The organism is Candidatus Venteria ishoeyi, assembly GCF_030378065.1.
Taxonomy (GTDB): domain Bacteria; phylum Pseudomonadota; class Gammaproteobacteria; order Beggiatoales; family Beggiatoaceae; genus Venteria; species Venteria ishoeyi.
Genome location: NZ_JAUCGJ010000034.1, coordinates 24,315 through 51,082, shown reverse-complemented (window position 1 = coordinate 51,082; position 26,768 = coordinate 24,315). Strand labels below are relative to the sequence as shown.

General features: G+C 47.6%; 18 protein-coding genes. 5 read left to right on the top strand and 13 right to left on the bottom strand.

The genetic code is table 11. The features are described 5' to 3' along the window. Window positions 1–121: 121 nt before the first annotated feature. Complete coding sequence (locus QUF61_RS12165; RefSeq protein ID WP_289681919.1) at window positions 122–1,399, bottom strand: cytochrome c3 family protein; 1,278 nt, start codon at window positions 1,397–1,399, stop codon at window positions 122–124. 328 nt (window positions 1,400–1,727) lie between these two features. Further along, entirely contained in the window at window positions 1,728–2,690 is a 963-nt protein-coding gene (locus tag QUF61_RS12160; RefSeq protein WP_289681917.1) for a hydrogenase small subunit, read from the bottom strand. 108 nt (window positions 2,691–2,798) lie between these two features. Between QUF61_RS12160 and QUF61_RS12155 the strand changes: the two genes are divergently transcribed. Then, entirely contained in the window at window positions 2,799–3,317 is a 519-nt protein-coding gene (locus QUF61_RS12155) for a hypothetical protein (RefSeq protein WP_289681916.1), read from the top strand. A gap of 92 nt (window positions 3,318–3,409) precedes the next feature. Here the strand turns inward: QUF61_RS12155 and glyS are convergent, their stop codons facing one another. The 9 genes from glyS to ubiH form a co-directional block, all read right to left on the bottom strand. Next, window positions 3,410–5,500, bottom strand: a complete 2,091-nt coding sequence (gene glyS, locus QUF61_RS12150) for a glycine--tRNA ligase subunit beta (RefSeq protein ID WP_289681915.1) — start codon at window positions 5,498–5,500, stop codon at window positions 3,410–3,412. After that, entirely contained in the window at window positions 5,497–6,450 is a 954-nt protein-coding gene (glyQ, locus tag QUF61_RS12145) for a glycine--tRNA ligase subunit alpha (RefSeq protein ID WP_289681914.1), read from the bottom strand. The genes glyS and glyQ overlap by 4 nt, the downstream gene beginning before the upstream one ends. 341 nt (window positions 6,451–6,791) lie before the next feature. Then, window positions 6,792–7,904: a glycine oxidase ThiO gene (thiO, locus tag QUF61_RS12140; protein ID WP_289681912.1), complete on the bottom strand. Its 1,113-nt coding sequence runs from the start codon at window positions 7,902–7,904 to the stop codon at window positions 6,792–6,794. A 47-nt stretch (window positions 7,905–7,951) separates the two neighbouring features. Continuing rightward, window positions 7,952–9,490, bottom strand: a complete 1,539-nt coding sequence (gene ppx, locus QUF61_RS12135) for an exopolyphosphatase (RefSeq protein ID WP_103919154.1) — start codon at window positions 9,488–9,490, stop codon at window positions 7,952–7,954. A gap of 276 nt (window positions 9,491–9,766) precedes the next feature. Beyond that, entirely contained in the window at window positions 9,767–11,299 is a 1,533-nt protein-coding gene (gene pap / locus QUF61_RS12130; protein ID WP_103919090.1) for a polyphosphate:AMP phosphotransferase, read from the bottom strand. Between the two features lie 88 nt (window positions 11,300–11,387). Then, window positions 11,388–18,326, bottom strand: coding sequence for a beta-propeller fold lactonase family protein (locus QUF61_RS12125; protein WP_289681910.1), 6,939 nt, complete (start codon window positions 18,324–18,326; stop codon window positions 11,388–11,390). A gap of 127 nt (window positions 18,327–18,453) precedes the next feature. Then, window positions 18,454–19,068: a hypothetical protein gene (locus QUF61_RS12120; RefSeq protein ID WP_289681909.1), complete on the bottom strand. Its 615-nt coding sequence runs from the start codon at window positions 19,066–19,068 to the stop codon at window positions 18,454–18,456. Between the two features lie 13 nt (window positions 19,069–19,081). Then, a complete protein-coding gene (locus QUF61_RS12115; RefSeq protein WP_289681908.1) occupies window positions 19,082–20,962 on the bottom strand; it encodes an MFS transporter in 1,881 nt (626 codons plus the stop codon). Further along, a complete protein-coding gene (gene ubiH / locus QUF61_RS12110) occupies window positions 20,962–22,170 on the bottom strand; it encodes a 2-octaprenyl-6-methoxyphenyl hydroxylase (protein ID WP_289681906.1) in 1,209 nt (402 codons plus the stop codon). The genes QUF61_RS12115 and ubiH overlap by 1 nt, the downstream gene beginning before the upstream one ends. A gap of 78 nt (window positions 22,171–22,248) precedes the next feature. Here ubiH and hflD point away from each other — a divergent pair, with 78 nt between their 5' ends. Together hflD and QUF61_RS12100 are read left to right on the top strand one after the other, a co-directional pair. After that, window positions 22,249–23,028, top strand: a complete 780-nt coding sequence (gene hflD, locus QUF61_RS12105) for a high frequency lysogenization protein HflD (RefSeq protein ID WP_289681905.1) — start codon at window positions 22,249–22,251, stop codon at window positions 23,026–23,028. A gap of 86 nt (window positions 23,029–23,114) precedes the next feature. After that, window positions 23,115–23,492, top strand: coding sequence for a DUF7836 family putative zinc-binding protein (locus QUF61_RS12100; RefSeq protein WP_289681903.1), 378 nt, complete (start codon window positions 23,115–23,117; stop codon window positions 23,490–23,492). A 4-nt stretch (window positions 23,493–23,496) separates the two neighbouring features. On the opposite strand, the gene QUF61_RS12095 is transcribed toward QUF61_RS12100, so the two are convergent. Then, complete coding sequence (locus tag QUF61_RS12095; RefSeq protein WP_103919049.1) at window positions 23,497–23,823, bottom strand: ArsR/SmtB family transcription factor; 327 nt, start codon at window positions 23,821–23,823, stop codon at window positions 23,497–23,499. A 182-nt stretch (window positions 23,824–24,005) separates the two neighbouring features. Between QUF61_RS12095 and recJ the strand changes: the two genes are divergently transcribed. Both recJ and QUF61_RS12085 read left to right on the top strand, forming a co-directional pair. Then, window positions 24,006–25,742, top strand: coding sequence for a single-stranded-DNA-specific exonuclease RecJ (recJ, locus tag QUF61_RS12090; protein WP_289681900.1), 1,737 nt, complete (start codon window positions 24,006–24,008; stop codon window positions 25,740–25,742). Window positions 25,743–25,909: 167 nt separating this feature from the next. Then, the gene (locus QUF61_RS12085) at window positions 25,910–26,416 is read left to right on the top strand and encodes an LPS-assembly lipoprotein LptE (RefSeq protein WP_289681899.1); all 507 of its coding nucleotides are present in this window, start codon (window positions 25,910–25,912) and stop codon (window positions 26,414–26,416) included. A 71-nt stretch (window positions 26,417–26,487) separates the two neighbouring features. On the opposite strand, the gene QUF61_RS12080 is transcribed toward QUF61_RS12085, so the two are convergent. Then, window positions 26,488–26,700, bottom strand: coding sequence for a hypothetical protein (locus QUF61_RS12080; protein WP_103919052.1), 213 nt, complete (start codon window positions 26,698–26,700; stop codon window positions 26,488–26,490). Window positions 26,701–26,768 lie beyond the last annotated feature (68 nt).

Genomic DNA, 26,768 nt, shown 5'->3' with positions numbered 1-26,768 from the left:
GCGTTGCCCTTGGCTATATTAATGCGCCCCGTTGGGGCTAAACAACAGGGCTTGTCCGCCCTGTATCTCGGCTTTCAGCCGCCAAATGCTCTAACCCACCCGTCTTTTAGCGGGTGGTTGTTTAGTTATGAGGCAGTTCCTTGCCCGGTGAAACTTTAGGGGGGACAGCTTGTGGTTTGGAAGTAAAACCAGACTTGAGTCCGGGTAGATCTATACCCCGCCGTTTCAGTACATTTTGCTTGGTCAGGGGCAGTTTATCTGCTGGTACCCGCAGTTTATCGAGTTGCGTATTAGTCAGCGGGTAAACAAAATCTGGGAACATCTGCATCAGATCCGCACCTTTCTTGAGAAATTTCCACTTATCCTTTTGTCCTGGTTTGTTAAAGTTACCCGTGAAATCTGCAAAATCAAACTGTAAAGCACGTTGCCAGTCTGGAGGAATCGGGATCATGCCCTTGCTGACCAGAGGTTTATTTTTCTCTTTACTCCATTTGCTGACAGTAATTTTTCCGCTGTCATCATATTCCTTGAGGGCTTGACTATCATGGCAATATTTACATTCATGGGCTTCTTGCATGACGGTATGTGAGAAAAATGGCGCAATGGTATAAAAACTTTTACCCTGATACACCACTGATTGATAAGTAGCGGGGTGTACCTGATCATTACCGCGTGGACCGTAGCCACGCCGATTCACCAGCATGATAAAGTCACGCTCTTTGCCAGTGGCGCGTTTGAATTTACCTTGTACCGCAAGTTCAGTATCAAAATGACAGTTATTACAAGTAAATACCGACTTGATATGACAAGTCGCACAGGCAACCCGATCACCGTGCAAAGCATGGTTATCAGGCGTTAATCGATCCGGTTCGTGGCAATCCTCGCAGCGGGCATCATTACCGCGAGGATCTAACATGGAAAGCTGATTATCGGCACTGTCATGAAGCTGATCACCGGTATGGCAGGAAATGCAGGTCATGCCTTCACGAAAATGCACATCCTGCCAGTCCAGATCTTTGGGTTCAGGTAATTGTTTGAAATAGGCTAATTCTGAACGCTGTCGACTATGGCACTCCAGGCATACATCCGGTGATTTTACACTGGGATTTTCATAAAAATTATGGCAATCCTCGCAACTTGATTTATAGGCATAGGGCAAAGGCTTGCCATTAGGCAGCTTACCGGACTTATGATGACAGTTTTTGCATTGTAAATCCTCATAAGGTACGCCCGTTAATAATTCCATGCCACCATGTTCTTTATGATAAAACACCCCCATTCCATCACGGCTGCTATGGTGGGTGGTGGGCAGTGGCACATAGCTGATACCGGGACTGGCCCAGGCACTGCCAAAACTGATAAATATCATAATTAACCCCAATCTTGGTAAATATTTCATAACAATCTCCAGAAGTATAAAAATAAAAATGCTGTAGACAGCGTTTTATAAGGAATGAGGATGAAATAAGAACTGAAACTGGGCGCAGGATTTTTATTCATTTTCAAGGCGTGAAAACAGGCGCATAGCAAGCTATGTAACTGTTTTCACAACACAGAAAATGGAGAAAAAGACCAGCCAAGTTGCTGAAGTTATAAAATTCTCGCTCCTAAGTACAGAAATACAATAGAAAATTGTGCTCAAGCATCATTAGCAATATTTCCCTGATTTTACAAAATGTACTGAAAACCCAGTTTTCCAGTATTTCTGCGGTTTTAAATATTATGCTTTAGCTGTGAAGCGGAACATTGCCGCGAATGGGTTGATAAAACCCCTTGCTATCCCAGAAACCCGGTTCACTGCAACCAATGCAGGGATGCCCACTGTCAATGGGAAAACTTACGCCACCGTTCCATTTACAACTGGCGCAGGCATTATGTGTAGATGGCCCTTTGCAACCCAGCTTAAACAGGCACCAGCCTTTACGCGCACCTTCATCATCAAAACTTTCAGCAAATTGCCCATGCAGGAAAAAAGACAAACGTGAACAACGCGCATGAATCGTATTACCATAAAAAGCAAGTGGGCGATTTTCTCCATCCAGTTCAGGTAATTTACCAAATACAATAAAATGAGCCAGGGTGGCGCTTATCACAACAGGCAGTGGCGGACAGCCGGGCAGATTAATCAGTGGCTTTTTCATAATCTGACCATCTTGCATAAGCTCGGCAACACTGCGCGCCCCGGTAGGATCGGGTACAGCGCGGGCAAGTCCGCCAAAGCTGGCACAACTACCAATTGCTACAATCGCCGCCGCGCCTTTTGCCGCCTTGCTGAGTTGCTCCAGGCTGCTAAGCCCGTTACAAACCGAATATGCGCCCTTGGCACCCAACGGAATTGAGCCTTCAACCACCAGTACATAGCGCCCGTGATGTTCACGCATGGATTGCTCACAGGCTTGTTCCGCAGCTTCACCGGAGGCGGCCTGTAATACATCGTGGAAATCAAGCGAGAGATAATTAAAAATCAGGTCTTCCAGTGTTGGCGCATGTGCCCGACTCAAAGATTCCGTGCAACCGCTGCATGATTGGAAGGAATACCAGATCACCGGCAAGCGGGGTTTACGTTCTAATGCTGCGGCGATTTTAGGCACCAGCGAAGCGGGCAGTGCCAGGGCAGAAGCAATATAACTGCAAAACTTAATAAACCCCCGCCGACTGGTTTTGTTGCTGAACATAGATGATATGGACATTATTAACTCCTTTGTTCATCCTGATGTTGCATACTTAACAGCAATTCATGGTGGTAGATTTTTTAAAAGTTATCTTTGTCCTAATAAAATTAGACCATGCTAAAGTACTTGTCAAAATTCAAAAATAATGGCTATCACACGATTTTGAAGGAGAAAACCTACTTGAAGGCCACAGCAGGACAGGAATACGGTAGTCTGGATGCAGCGCGTGAACGCATATTAGAATTGCTGCATTATGAGGCGCACCGCAAAGCTTATCGAAAAATCACTGAGATAGCCGTTGATGTTGTGCGTCAAATTGAAGATGAAGGACATTTTCCAGATGCTGAATCTGGAAAGTTTGATTTTGCAGAAGGGCAAGTCACGCAAGGTCAACGGGAACGAAAGGTTGTCAAAGAAGTATTATCGGGTGTTATCGCTTTTGCGCAACAGGCATTGAATACCGGGAAGACCCAGATGGAGACTCTGGACATGCTCAGGCCACCGCTAAACGACATGCTGGGGCCGAAAAAGAAGCCTAAGGAGCGAGAATTTTATAACTTCAGCAACTTGGCTGGTCTTTTTCTCCATTTTCTGCGTTCTGAAAACAGTTACATAGCTTGCTATGCGCCTGTTTTCACGCCTTGAAAATGAATAAAAATCCTGCGCCCAGTTTCTGTATTTATTTTATCCTCACTCCTAAGCATGTCGATATAGGTGTGCAATGAGGCTTTAAATTATCACATTTGCAAGCGTGAAACATCCGCAATCTGTAAAAATACGGTGCTCAGATTCTGCAACAGTGCCAGACGATTATGACGCACTTGCATATCCTCATCCATGACCATCACTTCATCAAAGAAATTATCCACCACATCGCGTAAGCCTGAGAGTATACCCAGTGCCGCCTGATAATCATTGGCATCAATTTCATTTTGCACCTGCTGCGTAACATTTTGCAGGGCATCATAGAGATTGCGTTCCTGTGCAGTTTTAAACCAGGTGGGATCGGCCTGCTCAGGAATCGGATCCGTTACTTTTTTGAGGATGTTGTGAATGCGTTTATTTGCTGCTGCCAGACTGGTGGCTTCGGGTTTTTGGCGGAAATCCTCAACCGCGATAATACGCAGGTTTGCATCCAGCAAATTGCTGGGCAGACAGGATAAAACTGCATCAATACTGTCAGCGCCAGCCCCTTGCTCCTGATAATAACCACGCAGTCGATCCAGAATATACCTATACACCTGATCATCAACATCTGCGTGTAGACTGCCTTCGGCATAACTGGCAACTGCGCTGTCCAGCAGTTCCCGCAAATCCAAAGGCAGACCGCATTCAATCAGAATGCGCAGTACGCCAATCGCAGCGCGGCGCAGGCCAAAGGGATCTTTATCACCGGTTGGTGCTTTGCCAATGCCAAAAATACCCACCAGGGTATCCAGGCGATCTGCCAGGGCTACGGCTTGTCCCAGCCCACTTTCCGGCAGCGTATCACCCCAGTGGCGCGGCATATAATGCTGAGCAATGGCATTGGCAACGCGAGGGTTTTCCTGATCATGATGGGCATAATATTCGCCCATGATACCTTGTAATTCCGGGAATTCCCCCACCATTTCCGTCAGTAGATCACATTTACAGAGTTGTCCGGCGCGTATGCCCAGCAATTCATCCAGTTCCAGATGTTTGCTGATATAACCAGATAATTCTGCAATCCGCAAGGATTTGTCATACAGCGTGCCGAGTTTGTTTTCAAATACCACGGTTTTGAGTTTTTCCAGACGGCTTTCCAGACTGTTGGCGCAATCCTGTTGCCAGAAAAAACGCGCATCGGCAAGACGTGGGCGAATCACACGCTCGTTGCCTGATTGCACCACTTCCGGTTGCTGACTTTCAATATTACTGATGGCAATAAAATAAGGTAATAACTTTTGATTTTCATCGACCACATGGAAATATTTCTGATGGCCTTTCATCGCCGCAATCAAAGCTTCTGACGGCACTTCCAGAAATTCTTCAGAAAACTGTCCGGTGACGGCAACCGGCCATTCCACCAAACTGGTGACCTCGGTTAGCAAGTCTTCATCAATCACCGCAAAACCGCCGACTAATTCTGCGGCTTCCTGCACTAAAATACTGATTTTAGCCTGACGGGTGGAGAACACGGCCTGCACATGGGCTTCTCGTTCCAGTACCCGGTTATAATCGCTGGCATTATCCAGGGATATGGCTTGTGGATGATGGAAACGATGTCCAAAGGTTTCCCGCCCTGCTTTAATACCCATGATTTCGGTTTCAATGACCGTATCTCCGAGTAATAAAACAATCCAGTGTACCGGGCGTATAAATTCAAAATCATTACTGCCCCAGCGCATCCGTTTGGGAATAGGCAGTATTGCCAGGGCATCTTCAACCACGCCGGGAATCAGCTCTGCTGTGGCCTTGCCTGCCTCAACGCTGCGAAAAACCAGCCATTCACCCTTATCGGTTTTGATGGTTTCCAACGCTGCAACCTCCACGCCGCAGGAACGCGCAAAACCGGATGCCGCTTTGGTGGGTGCGCCATTGGCATCAAATGCTGCTCTGATGGCTGGGCCACGGCGCTCAATATCACGCGCCGCCTGCTGGCAATCAATACCTTTAATAATCACTGCCAAGCGCCTTGGCGTTGCAAACGGCGTTGCCATGCGGTAATTGATTTTCAGGTTTTCAAGACCGGTGCAAATCCCGTCAACAAAAGCTTCAGATAAATTTTTCAATGCTTTTGGCGGCAGTTCTTCGGTGCCGATTTCAATCAATAAATCCGTTTGTTGTTCGCTGCTATCATGCTTCATGCTTTTGCTTCCTGTTGCGAAGTCGTGGCTTGATTTTTTTGGCACATGGGAAAACCCAGCGTTTCCCGGCGGTCATAATAGGCCTGTGCTACGGCGCGCGACAAGGTGCGTACCCGTAAAATAAAACGCTGGCGCTCAGTAACGGAAATGGCATGACGCGCATCTAACAAATTAAAAGTATGTGAGGCTTTTAACATCATTTCATAAGCGGGCAGTGGTAAATCTGCTACGATTAATTTCTTGCTTTCAGATTCACAAGTATCAAACCAATTAAACAGGGCGGCGGTGTCAGCATGTTCAAAATTGTAGGTAGACATTTCCACTTCATTTTGATGGAACACATCACCATAAGTAATACGATTACCAATGCCGGAATCAGATTCATCGGTCCAGACCAGATCAAACACGCTTTCCACGCCTTGCAGATACATGGCGATGCGCTCCAGACCATAGGTGATTTCCCCGGTCACCGGGCGGCATTCCAGGCCGCCAACCTGTTGAAAATAGGTAAACTGGGTGACTTCCATGCCGTTAAGCCAGACTTCCCAACCCAAACCCCAGGCACCCAGCGTAGGTGATTCCCAGTTATCTTCAACAAAACGAATATCATGCACTGTCGTATCCAGACCCAGTGCAGAAAGCGATTGTAGATACAAATCCTGAATATTCAGCGGTGAGGGTTTCAGCACCACCTGAAACTGATAATAATGTTGCAGACGGTTGGGATTTTCCCCATAACGTCCGTCAGTGGGGCGGCGTGAAGGCTGCACATAGGCGGCGCTCCAAGGCTCTGGGCCAATTGCGCGTAAAAAAGTTGCGGGGTGAAAGGTTCCTGCCCCCACTTCCATGTCATAGGGCTGGACAATCACGCAGCCTTGCTTGGCCCAGAATTCCTGTAGGGCAAGAATCAAGCCCTGAAAAGTTTTTGGTGAGGTATTATCAGAAGTCAAAACACTATTCGCTTTAATTATGAGAAAGTATAAAAATACCCGTTTATAAGGTTTTCTGTTGATACAACGAAATAAGGCCCAAGACAACATTCTTAGCTGGGTATATCATTCATCACGCCTTGCAGGGACGAAATAAACAGAATCCATTAGAAACAGTAAAATAGGAATTATAAAGAATGCGCGCCATCTGTGCCAGTTTGAAACCATATTAAAGTTTAGCTATGAGTCTGACAGACTCCTGTTCCTTATGAGTAAACTTAAGCACTAATGCGCCTCAATGCTATGGGAATTCTACCGGCTTTGTCTCGATTAATTAATTTCTCACGGAAACCTGTCAGGTTTTAATAATGCTCGGAACGCACCACTCTGGGAGCCTCTAAAGCGTATGGCGCGGGGTCTAATATCGGTGGACGTTGCAAAATCATATCTGCCAGCAGACGGACGGAGGCCAGACTCAGCACCACGCCATTACGAAAATGCCCACTATTGACATACAGCCCCTGACAATGCGGATGTTCCCCGATATAAGGCACGCTGTTCGGCGAACTTGGGCGCAAACCGGCCCATTGATGTTCAATCGGATATTGGACTAACTCAGGCACCAGTTGTGCGGCAATTTGTTGTAATTTTGCTCTGGCATGGCTGGTGGTTTGTTTTTCAAAGCCCGCTTTTTCCAGAGTGCTGCCCACCAGTACCCGACCATCTTTACGGGGGATGACATAATGGTTTTCATGCAAAATAATATGGGAAATCAAACCGGCTGGGGCTTTATATAAAATTATCTGCCCACGCACCGGCTCCACTTTGATTGCGATACCCATTTCTGCCAATAACTGCCCGCTCCATGCCCCGGAAGCCACCACTACACAAGAACAAGACAGTTGTGCAGTCTCGGTTTTTACCCCTTCAATTTTTCCATTTTTATGCGTAAAACCAATGACCCTGGCATTTTCCTGAGTATTGATATTGGCATGTTCCAGTACCGCTTTACGCAGTGCTTTCACCAGTCGTGGATTTCTGGCCTGTCCGATTTCCGGCATCCACATTGCCTGCTGAAAATCAGAATTTAATTGTGGTTCACAATCTTTTAACCCCGATGCCTGTAATCGTTCCAGAGTGTATTGAAATTGATTGGCCCAGGTTGCAGCATCTGTAAATTCCCGTTCATCTAATATCAATAAACCACTGGGAATAAATTCGGGATCAATGCCCGTTGTTTCTGCCAGTGCCTGCAAGCGTTGTGGAAATCGTGCCTGTCCCCATTGTGCCAAAGCGGTAATTTCTACGGGATAACGCCAGGGATACAGGGGTGAGAGTATGCCGCCACCGGCCCAGGAAGACTCGCGTCCGATCTGTTGGCGTTCCAGCAAAACAACCTGTTGTCCGGCTTCTGCCAGTTCCAGAGCAGTCAGCATACCAATAACGCCAGCACCCACAATTACACAGTCTGTCATTATTCTATTCCTGTTATTTTAATGAACCTGAAGCCAACATAAGGTTTTTAAAGAAAATACTGATAGCTCTCTATAACTAATTCAATACCCGTATTACTCAAATAATGCTGCTCATTTTCCAATTCATCCTGCGTCAATGGATGCGCTTGCAGCCAGTCTTCTGGAAAGGCCAGATTGAGTTGTGATTTTTTGGCGGTTAAGTGAAATTCCGGCATGGGTGCATGACTGCGATTACGATTGAGCAATACCGCAATACGCAACAAAATACATAAGCGTAATGCCGTTAATTGGTCATTTTCCGGCAGGCTGTTAAAAGAATCAGTGGGAAGCTTACGGCGGTGCGCGCGTACCAGGGTTGCCAATAAGGTCTGTTCCTGACGTGAAAAACCGGCTAAATCAGAATGCAGCAACAAGTATTCACCGTGTTTATGATACTGGTTATGCGCTACGATCAAACCCATTTCATGCAATTGCGCAGCCCAGCATAATAAACGCTGTGGTGCTTCAATTTCCAGGTTCCAGTCTTCAGCGGCTTTTTCCAGCAATAAACGCGCAGTATCAGAAACGGCTTTAGCCTGTTCCGTATCGATATTATAGCGTTTCTGAAGGTGTTTAATGGTATGTGTACGAATGTCTTCCTGACGAAAACGCCCCAGCATTTCATAAACCAGACCTTCGCGCAAGGCACTGTCAGAAACCGTCATGTGTTCAATTTTTAAAGCTTCAAACGCACCGGATAAGACCGCAACACCACCGGGAAATACGGGGAAACGCTCAGATTTTAAATCTTTCAGGGAAATTTTATCAATCTCCCCCATATCAACTAAAGCTTCACGCAGTTTTTTTAATGCTTTTGGGGTAATGCCCTCATCACTCCAACCTTCCGCTTCCACCACCTTGCCAATGGCTTTAATCGTACCCGATGCGCCAATGACCCGCTGCCAGCCGCGCGCGCGATATTCTGCGGCAATCGGTTGCAGTTCTGACAGCGCGGAAATTTCTGCACGGCGCATATTTTTGGCTGTAATTTTGCCATTGCCAAACCAGCGTTGGCTCATGGTGACACAGCCCATGTACAAACTCTCACGCCGCCGCGTCTCAAAGCCTTCACCGATAATAAACTCGGTACTGCCGCCGCCAATATCCATCACCAGACACTGTTCTTGCGGCGGTGAGTCCATGCCATGCGCCACCCCCAGATAAATCAGACGCGCTTCCTCACGTCCGGCAATAATATCAATCGGGTGGCCTAAGGCGGCTTCAGCGCGGTTAAGAAATTCTTCAGCATTATGCGCGCTGCGCAATGTATTGGTGCCCACTGCACGCACACTGCCTGCTGGCATGGCGCGCAAACGCTGTCCAAAACGCTCCAGGCAGGCAATTGCTCTATCCTGGGCTTCCTGAGAAATATTTTTCTGTTCATCCAGACCCGCAGCAAGGCGCACCATTTCGCGTAATTTATCCACCACATGAATATTGCCATCACTGACATTGGCAACGATCATATGAAAGCTGTTAGAGCCTAAATCAACCGTTGCAACGGTTTCCAATGAGGCAGAACGGGGGGTGAATAAACGACTTAGCATAATAATCCTTTATATTTAGCGGTTATAGTTACATCGTTAATTAGTTTTCATCTAATTTTATTGTTTTGTTTTGTTTTGTTTTGTTTTGTTTTGTTTTGTTTTGGGAGTGCCTGTCAGGGATTTCCTGGAGCAAATTTGGAAAATATACCACCAGTTCATCGGGTAGGGTTATACTTAGTTGCATGATATGTCCTTCCAAGGGGTAACACCCATTTAAAGGGGTGTTATCCCTGAATCACGACTTATAGAGGACTATCCTATTACCTGGATAGTTTGCTATATTTCCCCATCCAGGCGTTTTTCCAGTTGCTTACAAACGCTTTTCAGTACCTTGATACGGGCATAATATTTATTATTACCGGGAATCAAAAACCAGGGTGCGTAATTGGTGCTGGTTCTGGCGACCATATCATTCACTGCCAGGGCGTAATCATCCCATTTTTCGCGGTTGCGCCAGTCTTCATCAGTAATTTTATGCTGTTTATAGGGTACTTTTTCACGCTCCTTAAAGCGGTACAACTGCTCTTCCTTGCTGATATGCAGCCAGAATTTCATCACTAATGTACCGTGTTCGACCAGCATTTCTTCAAAATTATTGATTTCCAGATAAGCACGCGCCCATTCTTCTTCGGTGGCAAAACCTTCCACACGCTCAACCAGCACGCGACCATACCAGGAACGATCATAAATCGTAATTGTGCCATCTAAAGGTACATGTCGCCAGAAACGCCATAAATAATGGTGGGCGCGTTCTTCATCGGTGGGTGCGGCAGTAGAAATCACCTGCGCCAGACGTGCGTCCGTGGCCTGGGTCATGCGCCGAATTGCGCCACCCTTGCCGCCTGCGTCAGAGCCTTCAAACACAAACACGCTGGAGATTTTGGCCTTATTCGCCGCCCATGACAAGCGGTTGAAATTACCCTGCCAGGTTTCCAGTTGTTTACGATATTCTTTTTTGTCCAGTGATTGGCTTAAATCCACTGTATCCAGCACGGTGCGCCGTGCATCTTCAGGCAGTTCCGAGCCGGTGGTACCGGCATCTTCAGTGACAGATTCCGTAATCAGTGCCTCGGCTTCCTTGGCTGCCGCAAGTGTCGCATCAGCGTCCAGATGTTTACGTAATACACTGAGTACGGTACGCCCGATTTCCAGGTTGCGATAGCGTTTATCCGTTGCATCAATCAAATTCCAGGGGGCTTCCCCGGTATCGGTATGACGAATGGTGCGCTCTGCGGCATGGCTGAATTCTTTATGCAGTTCAACATGCTTCCAGTCGCGTTTAGACACGCGGCGCATGGTGTTGGGGTCTTTTTCCATTTTTTTCAGACGCGATACCTGTTCTTTATAAGACAGGTGCATCCAGAACTTGATGATAATAGCATCATCATGTACCAGCATGGATTCAAAACGCCGCGCTTGCGACATCAATTCATCCATTTTGGCCTGGTCAATATTTTTATAGGCATAATCACGAATGGGATCGACATACCAGGCACCAAAAAAGACACCGATATGCCCACGCGCGGGCATTTTCTGCCAGTATTTCCAGAATTTTGGACGCTCGCGGTTATCTTCAGTAATACGTTCAAAAGAAACTGTTTTCATCAAACGCGGATCCAGCCATTCATTCAACACATTCACCACATCGCCGCGTCCCGCGCCATCAGTGCCGGATATGAGAATAATGACCGGGCGATTGGTTTTACTCAGTGCAAATTGTGCTTGTAATAAATCAGCGCGTAGCGCGGGTAACTGCGCTTTATAGTCTTCCTTGGCAATTTTTCTGCCCAACTCCAGTGCTTCAAACATCTTTTTATCCTTATTTGTGAACCAGAAAATTTTTTGAATTTAGCATATCATGAGCAATAAAGCGAGCGCAGCGCACACTGAAAGCTTTTTAGTTGAGACGATACAGTATCTGGGTACTGCCATCCAGATAATGAATCACAAAGTCCGCAATCGTATCACCATTGACATCGGGAATCGGGGTTAACTGCATGGCTCCCGGTGTACCGCTTTGGTTGACGGCATAGGTCAGCATGCCATTAACCGAACTGCTGCCGTTGATTTGCACTTGACCGTTGAGGATGAAATTAACCTCCGTCACGCCAGCCTGGGCGCTGAGGAAATCGGCTAGAGCTGTGGGGTTGTCTGAGGCCGGGAATATCAGTTGCTGGCGCAGGTGGCCTTGTTCATCGGCAAAAACCAGTTGCATGTTTTCTATGCCGGGAATGCCGCTGGGTTGCAAGGATAAGCCTGCGGCGCTGCCAACCGGTGCCAGAGTGGATACCAGAGTGGATAAGGGATCGGGGCGCGCCATCTGCCGATTGACCACGCCATCAGCAATTCTTAAGTTACCATTGCTGTCCAGCGTTGCCGGGCCTAAGTTTAAGCCACTCAGTGCCTGATTGAATAGGGTCAGGTTCTGCACCACGGGTTGCGCGCTGAATTGTTTCAGTGCGGGCGTGATAAAAAATAAACTGCCATCAAGGTTAATGGTCATATTCGGCACGCTGCCAGCGGGCGCATCAACCCGTGGGCCGGGGTTGAGCATATAACGATTGCCCGTGGCGGGGTGATCCAGTTGCAGATAGTTTTCCGCAGTGCGACTCACCTGCAAACCTAATTGCTGTACCACAGGAATGGCCTGCACTTCATCGGCTAAATCCGGTGGTGGCAGATAAAACAATATTTGTTGATCGCCATTGGGATAAATCACCATAAGGTCTGCCACGCCATCAGCATTGCGGTCGGTGATTGGCTGCAAGTCCACATAGGGTGAACCAGTGGCAACACCGGGCAAAATGGTGTAATCGAGTATGCCGCCGTGGCTGTCCGCGCCTAATAATACACTGAGACTGCCATTGAGATTCAAGGTCACGGCATCAATGCCGGGAATGGCTTCCAGGGCTGTCCAGGCATTATTGTCGATTGCGCTGCTGTATAAATTCTGTTGCCAGCGCGTACCGGCTTCATCGTTAAACAGCAAGGCATATAAAGGCACATTCGGCAGGGCGCTGGGCAGTATGGCGAATTCCCCCGGCATGATGCCGTTATCCGGTGCGGAAGGCGGCAATATCACTAAGTCCGGGCGCATGTGTAAGCGACTGCCCAGCACTGCTAAGGGAATATCAATGCTGCCATCAAACTGTGCCTGCATGGTCAGGCCAAACGGCGTGATTAAGGCAGACATGACTTCCGGGGAACGTAATGCGGATAATGCCAGCACGCTGCGTCCGGTGGGCGTGGTGAATATTACGCTGCCATCGCTGTTCACTTCAACCCCGGCAGGCGTACCAATGGGCATCTGGCTGACCAGTAAAGGAATCATGCTGACTGCGCCTGGTGGCAGGCTGGTGAGTAAATGCCCGTAAGGAAATTGTCCCAGCACCATGCCGTTACCGCTGAGCATGGGCAGCGCATTTATGGCATCCAGCAAAGGGGGATCGCTGAGGGTGACATCCTGGTTTAAATTCACTGACCAGGCCTGGGTGTAAGGTTCGTGCAGCAGGGAGAAGATGCCGTTAAGGTTAATTCCGGCGGGAATCAGACTGGCATCGGAGAAACGCACGCCAGCGCCCAGCACGGCAGCGGGATCAACCACCGAGCCGATGTTAATCAGGACATGGCTGAGCTGCGCACCAGCGGCAATCGTTGCCGTGACTGCACCAGGAGCATTGGCATCACCGGCAACTATGCCTGTGATAGTGCCGCCATTAATAACAGTATTGGCTGCCAGTCGGGCATTTTCAAGCGTGCCCTGGTTGTTGATAATGCCGCTGAGCTGCCCTGTACCCGTAATCAGGCCATCGGGTAACACGGTGACATTTTCCAGCAGGCCATTGTTATTAATATTACCGCTGAGGCTGCCATTACGCACGACACCGGTTTCGGTGATGGTGTAGTTACTCAGGATTTGTCCGGTATTGTCCACGTCAGTATCAATCACATTCAGCACCACTTCTATACTGGCAGTAGCGCGGTTGGGCAGGCTGGGATCATTTTGCTCGGATGTGACTTCCACGTTATTCAGCACCGTGCCTGCCTGTAGGGTTTTCAGGCGGATTTCCCCCAAAGCTTCAGCCTGAGTCAGCAGCATATCCAGAATACAGGTAACGACACCACTGTTATCAACACAAGCCTGACCGTTAAAGTTGCCACTGACAAAACTTAAGGAGGCGGGCAGGATATTCGTTAAAGTCACCTGGGTGGCGCTATCCGGGCCGCCGTTGGTGACGGTAATCTGATACGTGACATCGGCTTCCTGCGCGACGATAGCCGCATCTGTGGTCATGTTAATCATTAAGTTGGCAGTACCCAGCACATCCAGTGTCAACACGCTCTGATTGTTGGTTTCATCCGGGTCTACCTGGGTTGCATTAAGCGTGCTGCGCAGGCTTAATTCGCCCTGTTCTACCGGTGTTGCGGTGATAGTCACACTGGCCTGGGTGTTTTTCAGCAACGCGCCAATCTGACATAATACGTTTTGTCCAGCGATGGTGCAGGGCGCGCCTTTGCTGGATATTGCAGTGACCGGATTCAAGCCGGGATCGAGGCTGGCAGTTAATACCACACCCGTAGCATCATCCAGCCCCGTGTTGCTGGCAGTTAAGCTGTAGGTGATGTCCTGTCCCGTGCTGGGTTGCGCGGGTGCGGCTTCTGCGCTGATTTGCAGGTCTGCGCTGGGCAGACGGAACAAGGTAATGGCATGATCGATTAAGCCCGTAGCATACATATGTTGCCCGTCGCTGCTGGCAATCACACTGCGCGCACCGCCCAGACCGCTAACCCCGTCTTGCTGATTAAAAAACTGTGTGGTTAAATCCAGTTTTCCGCTTTGGCTGTCGCGGGTGAATACGCTGAGGCTGTTGGCATTGGTGCTGGCAGCATACAGGTTGCTTCCCGCAGGGTTAATAGCAAGTCCGGCGACACCAAATAATTGTCCGCTGGTATTGCTTGCAACAAAACTGAGGGTGTTAGCGGTCAAATCACGCTGGAATGCAACCACGCTGTTATCGTTGCCCCCGGCGACATAAATATGCCGGTTGTCCGGGCTGACCACCAGGCCATCAGCACCGCTTAAGCCACTGGCTCCGTTGCCGTTGCTGAATACCTGGGCAAAGCTGAGGCTGCCGCTTGCAGCATCGCGGTTAAAGACGACCAGCGCGTGATCCAGCATACTGACGGCATAAAGCTGAAGGCCGTCAGGACTGATAGCCAGGGTGTTAACGCCGTTCAGTCCTTGTCCACCCGTGCTGTTGTTATGGGTTTCCAGCAGACTTAAATCACTGGCCTGGAATACCAGCACGGAATCCGTGCCCAGGCTGGCAACATACAGGAAACCATCGCGACTGATTAAACTGTAAGGTGAAGTCAGCGTATCCGGCTGCACAACTTGGGCAAAGCTGAGTTGTCCCGTGCTGGCATTGCGTTCAAAGCGGCTCAGGGTATTGCCGCCAAAGCCGCTAACAAAGACCTGGCTGCCATCTGCGTTGAAGTCGATTGCTGCTGGTTTATTCAAGCCGCTGACACCATTCTCGCCTTCGCGCAGCACTTCAATCACCGTCAACGTGCCATCAGTGACATCTCGCGCCATGACCAGCAGCGCGTTAGCCAAAAAGCCCCCCGCATAAAGGTGTTTGCCATCGGGACTGAGCGCCACCGGGGTTACGCCCTGTAAGCCGGTAATCAGTTGTCCGTTACTATCCAGGGTGGCATCAACATAAGCGGCATAAAAACTCAGGTCTTTAGGCCCAAAAACCGTGCTGCTGACTGTTGCCGTGTTATTACTGAGATCGGGGTCGGTTTCAATGCTGTTGACGCTGATACTGGCTTCCAGCGTTGTTACAGTCTGTGACAAGGTGCGAATATCCAGCACCGCGCTGGCACTGCTGGCAAGGCTGCCCAGGACGCAGGACACAACACCGCTGTTTTCCAGGCAATTGGCATTTTGTTGATCTACCGTGGCGGCGATATATACCACATTCGCGGGTAAGTTCAGGGTGACAACAGCGGCGCTGGCGGGGTCTGGCCCCTGGTTGGTAATGGTGCTGTGATAAGTCAGCTCATCACCTACCAGCACTGGTTCCGGGGTGGCGCTTAAGGTTGCCGCCAAATCCACGCTGGGCTGACCGACATTGACTATCAGCGAAGCCGCATCATTCCCCGGATTGGGGTCAAAACTGGTGCTGCCGATCTGGGCGCTCAGTTGGATGGGCGTTTCAGTCAAGGGTTTCAGGGTGATTGCCACCGTGGTGCTGGTTTCCGGCGCGATGTCACCCAACACGCATTGAATTTGCCCGACATTTTCCGAGCAAGTACCCTGCGCAGGCAAGGCACCGATAAACTGGGTCTGGCTGGGCACGTTGCTGGTCAGAGTTAAACCGGTAATTGTGCCGTCAGCACTGGTATTACGAATGGTGGCAGTAAATACTACGGGATTACCGACAGATGCGGGGTTCGGCACGGCAAGCAAAGTGACTTCCGCGTCAGTGGCTTCGCCAGTGACGTTCACATTCAGGCTTTGTTCGTTATTGTCAGGCAGCACATCGGTGGCATTAGCACTTAAACCTGCCAAAGCCGACAAACTGCCGGGCAGAGTAGGCAAGACGGAAATTTGTAATGCAAAAGTGGGTGGGTTGCCCAAGGCATCCAGGGTACCCAGACTGCAATCAATATCCCCCTGTGCACGTTCCACGCAAGGAGAACCGGGATTAGGCGCATTGGGCGCATTGGTGTTGGAAGCTTGATAAATTACGCCATTAGCCGGGGTAAATACCTGACTGAGTTTGATAGAACTGGTGTCCCAGGTGCCAGGATTGGCAAACACAGCGGTATACAATAAGGTTTGCCCCAGCGCCACATCGGTTTTATCCGCTGTCAAACTGAGCAGTTCTAAATCAGTCTGTAAATTCGTGGCATCCACACTTAAACTGGCGCTGTTATTATTGGGGTCGGGATCGCTTTGATCGGCGCTGACACTGACGCTGGCTGCCAGTGTGCTACTTAAGGCTGGCGTAATCAGACGAAATTGAATATGGGTATCTACCCCTGACATCACCGTACCCAAAGTGCAATTAACCTGATTACCCACCGGTGACTGACAACTGCCCTGTTCGGCGCTGAAGCTGTCTAAGGTCGTGCCAGTAGGCAGGATAAATTGCAATTGACTGTTTTCCGCAGCATCCGGCCCCAGATTACTGATACTTGCACTGTAATCCAGCGCGCTACCGGCATTCACCGGATTGGGGGAAGCTTGCAGGCTTACTGCCAGATCAGCTAAGGGAATTTTACTCACCACCTCTATGGCGGCGCTTGCACTGTTATTATTCGGATTCACATCCGGTTCCGGCGCACTGACCGTGGCGGTGTTGCTTAAAGTCCCGGCAATGCTGGTATTTAAGGTCAGATTAATATCAATACTGCTACCCGCAGCCAGATTGCCCAGACTGCACACTAAAAGCCCACTGTTATGACTGCAACTGCCCTGGCTGGATGTGGCAGAAACAAAGTTCGCCGTAACTGCTAAGGTATTATTCACTGTCACCGCGCTGGCTGTTTCCGGCCCCAGGTTGCTGACTTTTAATAAATACACCAGTGGCTGATTGATTTCTCCCTGCACCGGGGCGCTCATGCTTAGTGATAAATCAGCGGCATTGGCGCTGAATAGTGCAACTGCCTGACTGATAATCGCCGAAGTATAGAGCTGAGAATTATCCGCCGTTAGCTGAATATCACTGATACCGGCAATACCTTGTACGCCGTTAATGCCATTGACCTGGGCTTCAATAAAACTCAGGTGTCCAGTGGTGGAAGCGCTACCCAGCACGTCAAACATCGCCAGCGCGTTACTGCTGTTACTACCCACATACACTTTTTGGTTATCGGTACTGCTGGTAATTGCGCGAGGACTGAGCAACCCCGTCACCCCGGCAATGCCGTTGTAATGGGTTTCCAGATAAGTCAGGCTGCCATCAGCGACATTACGCTGAAATACTACCAGTGCATTATCGGAAGAACCGGTGGCAAACAGATAAGTGCCATCGTTGCTGATGTCCAGATCATAAGCCCCACCCAAGCCATCAATACCGGCAACGCCATTGACATGACTGCCGACAAAACTCAAATCGCCGGAAGTCGTATTACGGTTAAAAGTTACAATTGCATTATCGGCTAAGGCAATCGCATAAACCTGTTTGCCATCACCACTGACCACCGCAGAATTAGCACCGCTCAGATTGGTAACCCCACCCGTACCATTTTGTTGCAGACTGATAAAGCTTAAAGCCCCGCTGCTGCTGTCACGGCTGAAACTTGATAAACCCACGGAGGAGGTGACATACAGATGTAAACCGTTGCTATCCATCGCCAGATGGTTGGGGGCGGTTAAACCATTTGCACCACGCACGCCATCTGTCACTGCTTCAATAAAACTCAAACTGCCAGTGCTGGTATCACGATTAAACTGGGCAATCGCGCTGCCCAGCAAGCTGGCAACATACACCTGTTTGCCATCCGGGCTGAGCAACACATGATTCGGCCCGTTCATGCCGCTGACACTGGCTATGCCCTCGGCATGAGATTCCTGAAAAGTCAGACTGCCCTGGGTATCACGGCTGAACACCACGATACTGTCACTGTTTAAGCCCGTGGCATACACTTGTTTTCCATCGGGACTTAAGGCCACGGAAGTCGCTCCCGCCAAACCGGAAACGCCATTTTGATTATGGATTTGTGCCTGGATAAATGTCAGCGCCTGCACCTGGGCGCTGAACACATAAAAAAATAATAAAATCAGGCATTGCCGTATAAACGGGAAGTTGATTGAAGCAGTCATTTTAGTCATCTTTATGTCAGTGAGATAAGTTACTGGATAAAAAGTATTACAGGGTTTTTTAAATTACGGATGCCGTAGTGTATCAAATTCACAAATAGTCAGACGAACGGAATCAAGGCAGCCTGTATTAAACCCCGGATTCCAGCATTTGCACGGGAAATCCTTGCAGTAGCAATATTTGTGGCAGATCTTGACGAAACTGCTCTAATATCTGACTTAAAGCATCGGCGGAAGCCTGCCTGAGTATATTGTATTGCACCTGATACTGAGCCTGTTGATAATAAGGCGCATCCAGGCTATGTCCTTGGGCTTTATAATTTTGTTGAAACAAAGGCGTGGCATAAAAAGGATGGGAAACTGTGATGTCCAGGTGTAAAAACACGCTGTTATCAGCATGATATTGATAGGATAAGGGGTTAAAAGAAACTTGCCAGTCTTTTTCCGGTAAAGGCTGCCGGGTGTAATACCACTGCTTTGACCAGGGTTTGAACCAGGGCAGCAAGGGTTGGTTTTTTAAGGCCTGATCCAGCACCTGAGCAAATACAACGGGCAGGGCATTTTTATCATTATCAGGTAACAACTGATTTTGTTGGCTGTTGGGTGTCAGATAAATTGCCAGTTCTCCCTGTACCAGGGGAATGCCCGTGCTGCTGCTGACATTGGGTTTGCAAGCTGATAAGCTGATTAGGCATAAACAGATAGTGATTGGATAATACAGTTTGCTTGCGTTGAAGCACATCATATCACTGCCCCTGCTATTTTTTATCCGCACGCAAATTTTCAACCTGGGTTTGTAAAAATGCTGCGCTGGCTTGCTCAGGTGCAACCACTTCACCCGCCTTCAGGGTGATTTTTGTCATCCAGTGACGGGGCAAATGAGACATGGCAGAACCACCTTCTCGACTGAAAAAAGTACCCCATAAACCACATAAGGCCATCGGCAAAATGGGAACCGGGTTTTCTGCAATAATCCGTTCAATACCGGGTCGGAATTTACCAATATTACCATTGCGGGTGATTTTGCCTTCAGGGAAAATACATAAGACTTCTCCCGCCTTCAGGGTTTGTTCTATACGCTCCCAGGCTTGCTTGAAAATTTCAGGATTTTCTTTGTTGCTGGCAATGGGAATCGCACCAGCGGTGCGAAAAATAAAATTCAAACCTGGAATCTGATAAATTTTATAATACATTACAAAACGTACTGGACGGCGGATGGAACCGGCAATCAGCAGTGGATCAAAAAAACTGACATGGTTACACACCAGCACCATTGCGCCTTTATCGGGAATTTTATCCAGGTTTTCTTTTTGCACCCGATATACCAGGTGGATAAATATCCACACCAGAAAACGCATAAAAAACTCAGGCACCAAAGTATAGATATAAATGGCAACCACAATATTCATTAAGGCAATGGTTAAAAATAATTGTGGAATATCCAGTCCGGCATTGAGCAGGAAAATAGCCAGACCTGCGGAAAACACCATCAGCAAGGCATTGATAATATTATTACCGGCAATAACGCGGGATAAATGCGCGGGGTTGCTGCGCTGTTGTACTAAAGCATAGAGTGGCACAATAAAAAAACCGCCAAACAAACCAATCATACCCACATCAAACAACACGCGAAAACTGCCGCTGGCAGCGAGAAACGCGCTGGCATTCATCAGGTTTTCAGGATTTGCCAGACTGACCTCGGCAAAACTTAAATCAATGCCAAATAAACTCAGGCCAATGGAACCAAATGGCACCAGACCCAGTTCAACCTTATGCCCGGAAAGCCGTTCACAGAATATGGAGCCTAAACCCACGCCTAAGGAAAACAGGGTCAGCAGCAAAGTCACAACCTGCTCATTACCGCCTAAATGCAGGCGCGTGTAATTGGGAATCTGTGCCAGATAAGTTGCGCCTAAAAACCAGAACCAGGAAATTGCCAACACGGATAAAAACACCGTGTGTCTTTCTGCGGTAAATTTTAGAATGCGCCAGGTTTGCAGCAAAGGATTCCAGCGGATTTGCAGCGTGGGGTCTACGGCTTTTGCCGTTGGAATGGCTTGACTGGATAAAAACCCCAATATAGCGATTAGTAAGACGGTACCTGAAATTAATAAAGCACCTTGTTCCAGACCAATTAAAATCCCGCCCGTGATGGTGCCCAGCAAAATTGCCAGAAAAGTCCCCATACCCACCAGACCATTGCCACCAATCAATTCATCAGGATGAAGTTGCTGTGGCAAAATACCATATTTTAATGGGCCAAACAGGCTGGATTGAGTCCCCATTAAAAATAAAACCAGCAATAATAAAGGCAGGCTACCCAGATAAAAACCCAGGCTTGCCAGCATCATAATTATGACTTCCAGGCCTTTAATGATACGAATCAGACTGGATTTTTCAAATTTATCAGCAATTTGCCCGGAAGTGGCGGAAAACAAAAAAAAGGGCAGGATAAACAGACCGGCGCTGAGATTAATCAGAGTGTGGCTGTTAATCTCGGTGTTGACACCCTGAAATGCAATTAAAATAATCAGCGCATTTTTAAATACATTGTCATTAAATGCGCCTAAAAACTGGGTGGCAAAATACGGGGCAAAGCGTCTTTCCCGAAGCAGGCGAAACTGGCTGTGTTCTGCCATCAGCGTAACCCCGATCCCATTAAACCTGCTGTGTGGCGTATAAACAGGCGTTTTAGCGGCGGCAGATGCGACAAGGCCAATAAGCCCAGATTACGCCCTACAGTGAGCAAGGGTTGCTCATTGGAGAATACCCGCACTAAAGCATCGGTTAAGCTCATAATGTGATCCTGGTCGCGGCTGCGGGCGCGGTCATAGGCTTTCAGCAGACTGTTTGCGCCAACATCAGTAGCATTTTTCTGTGCCTGTTGCAGCAGTTGGGCTAAGGCGGCAACATCGCGCAGCCCCAGATTTAAGCCCTGACCGGCTGCCGGGTGCATACTGTGTGCGGCATTGCCAATAACCACCACGCGCTGGCGAAAACTTTCGCGGGCCTGGCTGCGCACCAACGGGAAGGCGCTGCGCTGCCCCACTTGCAAAAATTTTCCCTGTCGCCAGCCAAAACGCTGTTGTAAAATTGCCAGAAATTCCCGTTCTGATAAATCTAATAAAGGCTTGGCTTGTTCACTGCCGACTGTCCACACCAAGGCCGCTTCCTGTTCATTTCTGGGTAACAAGGCCATGGGGCCGGTGTTGGTAAAACGCTCATAAGCCTGGTTGTGATGTGGCAGGCCCAGCGTGACATTGGCAATTACTGCGGTTTGCCCGTATTCGTAACTGTCCATGTCAATATTCAGTTGCCTTGCAATGGCAGACTGACCGCCATCGGCAGCAACCAGCAAACGGGTTTGAATGGTGTGTTTTTCAGCATTTTCGCGGTTAATGACGGGCAGTTCAACATAATCAGGCTGAATCTGTAACTTGCCTGCTTGCGCCGGAGAATAAATATCAGCATTGACTGCGGGTAACAAACCCACACCAATCGCGCGCGCCGCAATCACATAACCCAGTGCCGCCACGCCCACTTCATGGCTGTGTAAACGACAAAAACTGAAATGTCCGCGATCAGAAATATGTATATCTTTAATCGCGGTACTTGCCGGTTCCAGAGCAGACCATAATCCCATTTTTTCATAAATTAAGCGGCTGCCATAAGCCAATGCAATAACACGATCATCATAATGATCTGGCGCTTGCGTTGCCTTATCTTTGCTCAGGTTGCCCGCTTCAATCAAAGCGATGGACAAGCCACTGCCACGCAAAGCACAAGCCAGACTGATACCTATTAATCCACCGCCGACAATGGTGATGTCATAGTGTTTATCTGACATAAGCGACTTATCCTGTTATTGAACTGATGGAACCATTGCAAAATTTTGTTTGCAGGGGCTAAAGAGCTAAACAATAGGATGGATAATACCCTGAAAAAGTATTTTTTGGTAGAGATGACGCTGAGTTTGCTTTATCAAACAATCAATATTATTTCTCCCTATGTTAAAATGCTACATCTTTCTTTTTTACCAAATCCCCCAATTTCGATTATGTTAAATTTTTTACCCTTTTTCAAAAATGCTTCTGAAGAATCTACCCTGGCTTTAGCAGGCGTTATGCAGGCAGCCGATCTGGTGCGCCAGCTTGCGCGCAATGGCAAAATGGATACGCCTGTTTTTCAAACCAGTATTGGCAGTTTACTGAAACTGGAAGCTGACTCAACAGCGGATGTTTACGGAGGGCTTGCCGGAGTTGAAACGGGGTTAAATACCCTATTGCTTTATCTGAATAATACGCAGCAACGGGATATGGAAGTTATGCGTTATACCTTAGGCGTGATTATTCTGGAAAAACGTTTATCCCGGCGTGAAGACTTACTGGATGCGATAGGTATTGGTGTTGAGCAGGCCATTTACCAGACAGAGGTTTTTGGCAGTCCAACCCATGCCAATGTGCTGGCAAAACTGGCAGAAATTTATTCGCAAACACTCGGTACCTTTAATTATCGTATCCATGTGCATGGCAATCCTAATTATTTGCAAAGTACCGATAATGCCAATAAAATTCGTGCATTATTGCTGGCAGGCGTGCGTTCTGCAATGTTATGGCGACAAAAAGGTGGCGGCAGGCTGCAATTTTTATTTCACCGGCGTACGATTGTGTCTCAGGCAGAAGCTTATTTGCATCAATTAAAATAATTAAGCAAACAAGAAAATATCGATAAATCAGTATATCCTTTAAGTTAGGCATTGCCTTAAACCAGCGTCATAAGGAAATCATTATCATGCAAGTACAATGTCCTGATTGCCAGGCTCAATATTCCATTGATCCTGCACAAATTCCAGCCGGAAAAACCGGCTTTAAATGTAAACAATGCGGTGGTTTTGTACCCGTATTGACCGGGGAACTGCAAAATGAAAATAGTCAGCCCAGTGAAGCGGTACCGATACAGGGCGGACAGACACTTAAAAAGGAAAAAAAAGGTTTATCTAAAACTTTTATGCTGACAATGGTCACCATTTTATTGCTATTTATTGGCAGCGGTGTTTTTTTCTACCTGCAACTGCAAAATATTGGTCAGGGTGGACTCGGTTATCAAACGACAAGCTTAGACCAAACGCGCATGCAGGAATTATCTGAAAAAATACGCGCTAAACAATGAAGCTTTAACTGCTATGGCAAAAGACTTCCCGCACCATGCTGATAATGCGCAATGTACGTAAATCATTAATACGATAATACACCCGATTGGCTTCTTTGCGGGAAGTCAGTAAGCCTTGATCTTTCATTCGATTTAACTGCTGAGAAATATTGCTTTGTTTACTCCCCAGATAGGTAGTGATATTTTGTACATCTGCTTCACCATCACCGAGTTTACACAGAATTTTCAGACGTTGAGGGTTTGAAAGAATACGAATTGAACATGAAATACTGTCAAATTCCTGATCTTCTTTGGGTAAATTCCAATGAGGTAATATTTCGCTGCTGCTCATCAATAACGGTTCCTTGTTGGTTAAGGAATGAGAATTTTATAACTCCCGACATCGGTTTTCATTTAATTCCCATTCCTAAGCGTCTGGAAAAGTGGGGAGCTACCCTTGATTTTTTGGGAAGTTAAGTCCGTTTAATTTCCAAATATATAATAAAAAACCCGTAATTCTACCTGAAAATAACAATGAATACACTGAAAATCCGCCAACGCCCTACACCCGACACTTATCATTTTGACGATAGCTTACATCCGGTATTGCAACGTATCCTTGCTGCCAGAGGCATTACTTCTTTGGATGAGCTGGATCATCGCCTGCCCAGATTGCTGCCCTGGCAATCGTTAAAAGGTATCAACAGTGCTGTGGATCTCCTGGTATATAGCCTGCAACATCAGGAATCTTTATTGATTGTGGCTGATTTTGATGCCGATGGTGCGACCAGTTGCGCCGTTGGGATACGCGCATTACAGGCCATGGGTATTCAAAAAATTCACTATCTGGTACCGGATCGCGCCAAACACGGCTACGGTTTAACGCCGGTTATTGCTGATTTAGCTGCAAAATTACAACCAGATTTACTGATTACTGTTGATAATGGTATCTCCAGCATTGAAGGGGTCAAACAAGCACGCGCTCACGGCATGAAAGTGTTAATTACCGATCATCACTTACCAGGCGAGCAAACGCCTGAAGCAGATGCCATTGTCAATCCCAATCAAGTGGGGGATCAATTTCCCAGTAAATCCTTAGCCGGGGTTGGGGTTATTTTTTATCTGATGATTGCATTGCGCGCCCGCTTGCGTGAATTAAACTGGTTTGAACAACAAAGCCGGGCCGAACCTAATCTTGCGCAGTGGCTGGACTTAGTGGCGCTAGGTAGCGTTGCCGATGTGGTGGCGCTGGACCAGAACAACCGTATATTGGTCAATCAGGGACTGTTACATATCCGTAAAGGTCAATGTTGTCCCGGCATTGAAGGACTGATTAAAGTTGCCGGACGCGAGCAATCACGTTTAAACAGCAGTGATTTGGGGTTTTATCTGGGGCCACGCATCAATGCTGCCGGACGTATGGACGATATGCGTTATGGCATTGAATGTTTACTGGATGATGATCCAAAAACTGCCCTGGATAAAGCCTCGCAACTGGATATTTTTAATCAGGAACGGCGCGCAGTTGAAAGTGAGATGCTGGAAGATGCGCTGGAAATCTTGCAGCGCCTGGATTTGGAACAATGTGGTGAATTACCGCTGGGTTTATGTTTGTTTGATAAAAATTGGCATCAGGGCGTGATAGGTATTCTTGCCTCAAGGATTAAAGATCGCTGGCATCGTCCGGTGATTATATTCACCAGCAATGAAGAAAATCCTGAAGAGATTAAAGGCTCAGCACGCTCTATTCCGGGTTTTCATATTCGCGATGGTTTGGCGAATATCCACAGCCGTCATCCACAATTATTGAGCAAATTTGGTGGACATGCTATGGCGGCAGGCTTGAGTTTGCACGCTAGTCAATTGGAACATTTTCAAACTGAATTTGATTTAGAAGTGCGCAGACATCTCAATAAAAAGGCCTTAGAGGGTATTATCGACAGTGACGGCAGTTTACCCGCCAACGCATTTACCATTGAATTTGCCGAGTTACTGCGTGATTTCACCCCTTGGGGTCAGGCCTTTCCAGAACCGGTATTTGATGGGAATTTTGAAATACTGGAAAAGAAAGTGCTGAAAAATAAACACCTGAAAATGCGCGTACAGGCAGAGGATTGCCCTTATCCAGTCGATGCAATTGCCTTTGGCAAAACCGATGAAGACTGGCATCCTGATACCCACAGCGTACATCTGGTATACCGTTTGGATATTAATCAGTTTCGTGGATTTCAGAGTTTACAATTGATGGTGCAACAAATCGAGCCTTATTAAGGAGTGAGAATTTTATAACTTCAGCAACTTGGCTGGTCTTTTTCTCTGGCATAGGAAATTTTTATTGTAGTTGGTTAAAACTTTGTTATGTGTGCTTGCCACATTTTCCAATTTCAATAAAATAAGCTTCCTACACTATTTCTTACTTCTTGTTGTACAGGCAATTTATGTTTAAATCATACCTTACTATTCAATACACGCTGCTCTGCGGATTATTACTGTTGCTGACCGCTTGTGGCTTTCAATTACGCGGTGAAGTCAAGCTGCCTGAGACTCTGCAACCGATTTATGTCGCTTCACAGAATGCTGATTTACTGGCAGCGATGACCCGCCTGCGTTTACAAGAACACGCTGTCGCCATGACACAGACACCGGATCAAGCTGGCCTGCTGCTCACCCTAAGCCAGGAAAGCCAGGAAGAGCGGACTTTTACGGTATCGGCCCTGTCTGGCAAATTACAGGAAGTGGAATTGCATTATCGGGTTGCCTTACAAGTAAAAGATAGCAATGGTAAGTTATGGATTCCCGCAGAAACAATACACCTGCAACGTACCTTTGCTTTTGATGAGCAGGCCGTATTAGCCAAATATAGTGAACGTCAGGTACTCATTGAAGAAATGCGCCACGATATTGTCAGTCAGGTTTTAAGGCGTTTGAGTTATTTAACGGAATAATCAATCAGATATAAAAAACGCAGGATTTTTCATGAAGGTGCTATGAAAAATCCTGCACTATAAACGCCAGCTTATTTAAGCACTTTCTCACAATCAGCAATCAAGTCGTCCAGCAATTGTACCGTGCTTTTTGCTTCCTGTTTGATTTCATAAAGAAAATCCATCTCACTTTTAGAAATATGTCCATCTGCAAATAATTGCTCACGCAGAACATTAACTTCTTTCTGACTGATATGTCCATTTTCTAAAGCAAATGCTTTTGCTACTTTACGCCATTCCGCCATGATTTTTTACCTCTTTGTTATGGTTCTGATAAAGAGTATTAAAAGCATAGCGTATCTGCTACGCTCTT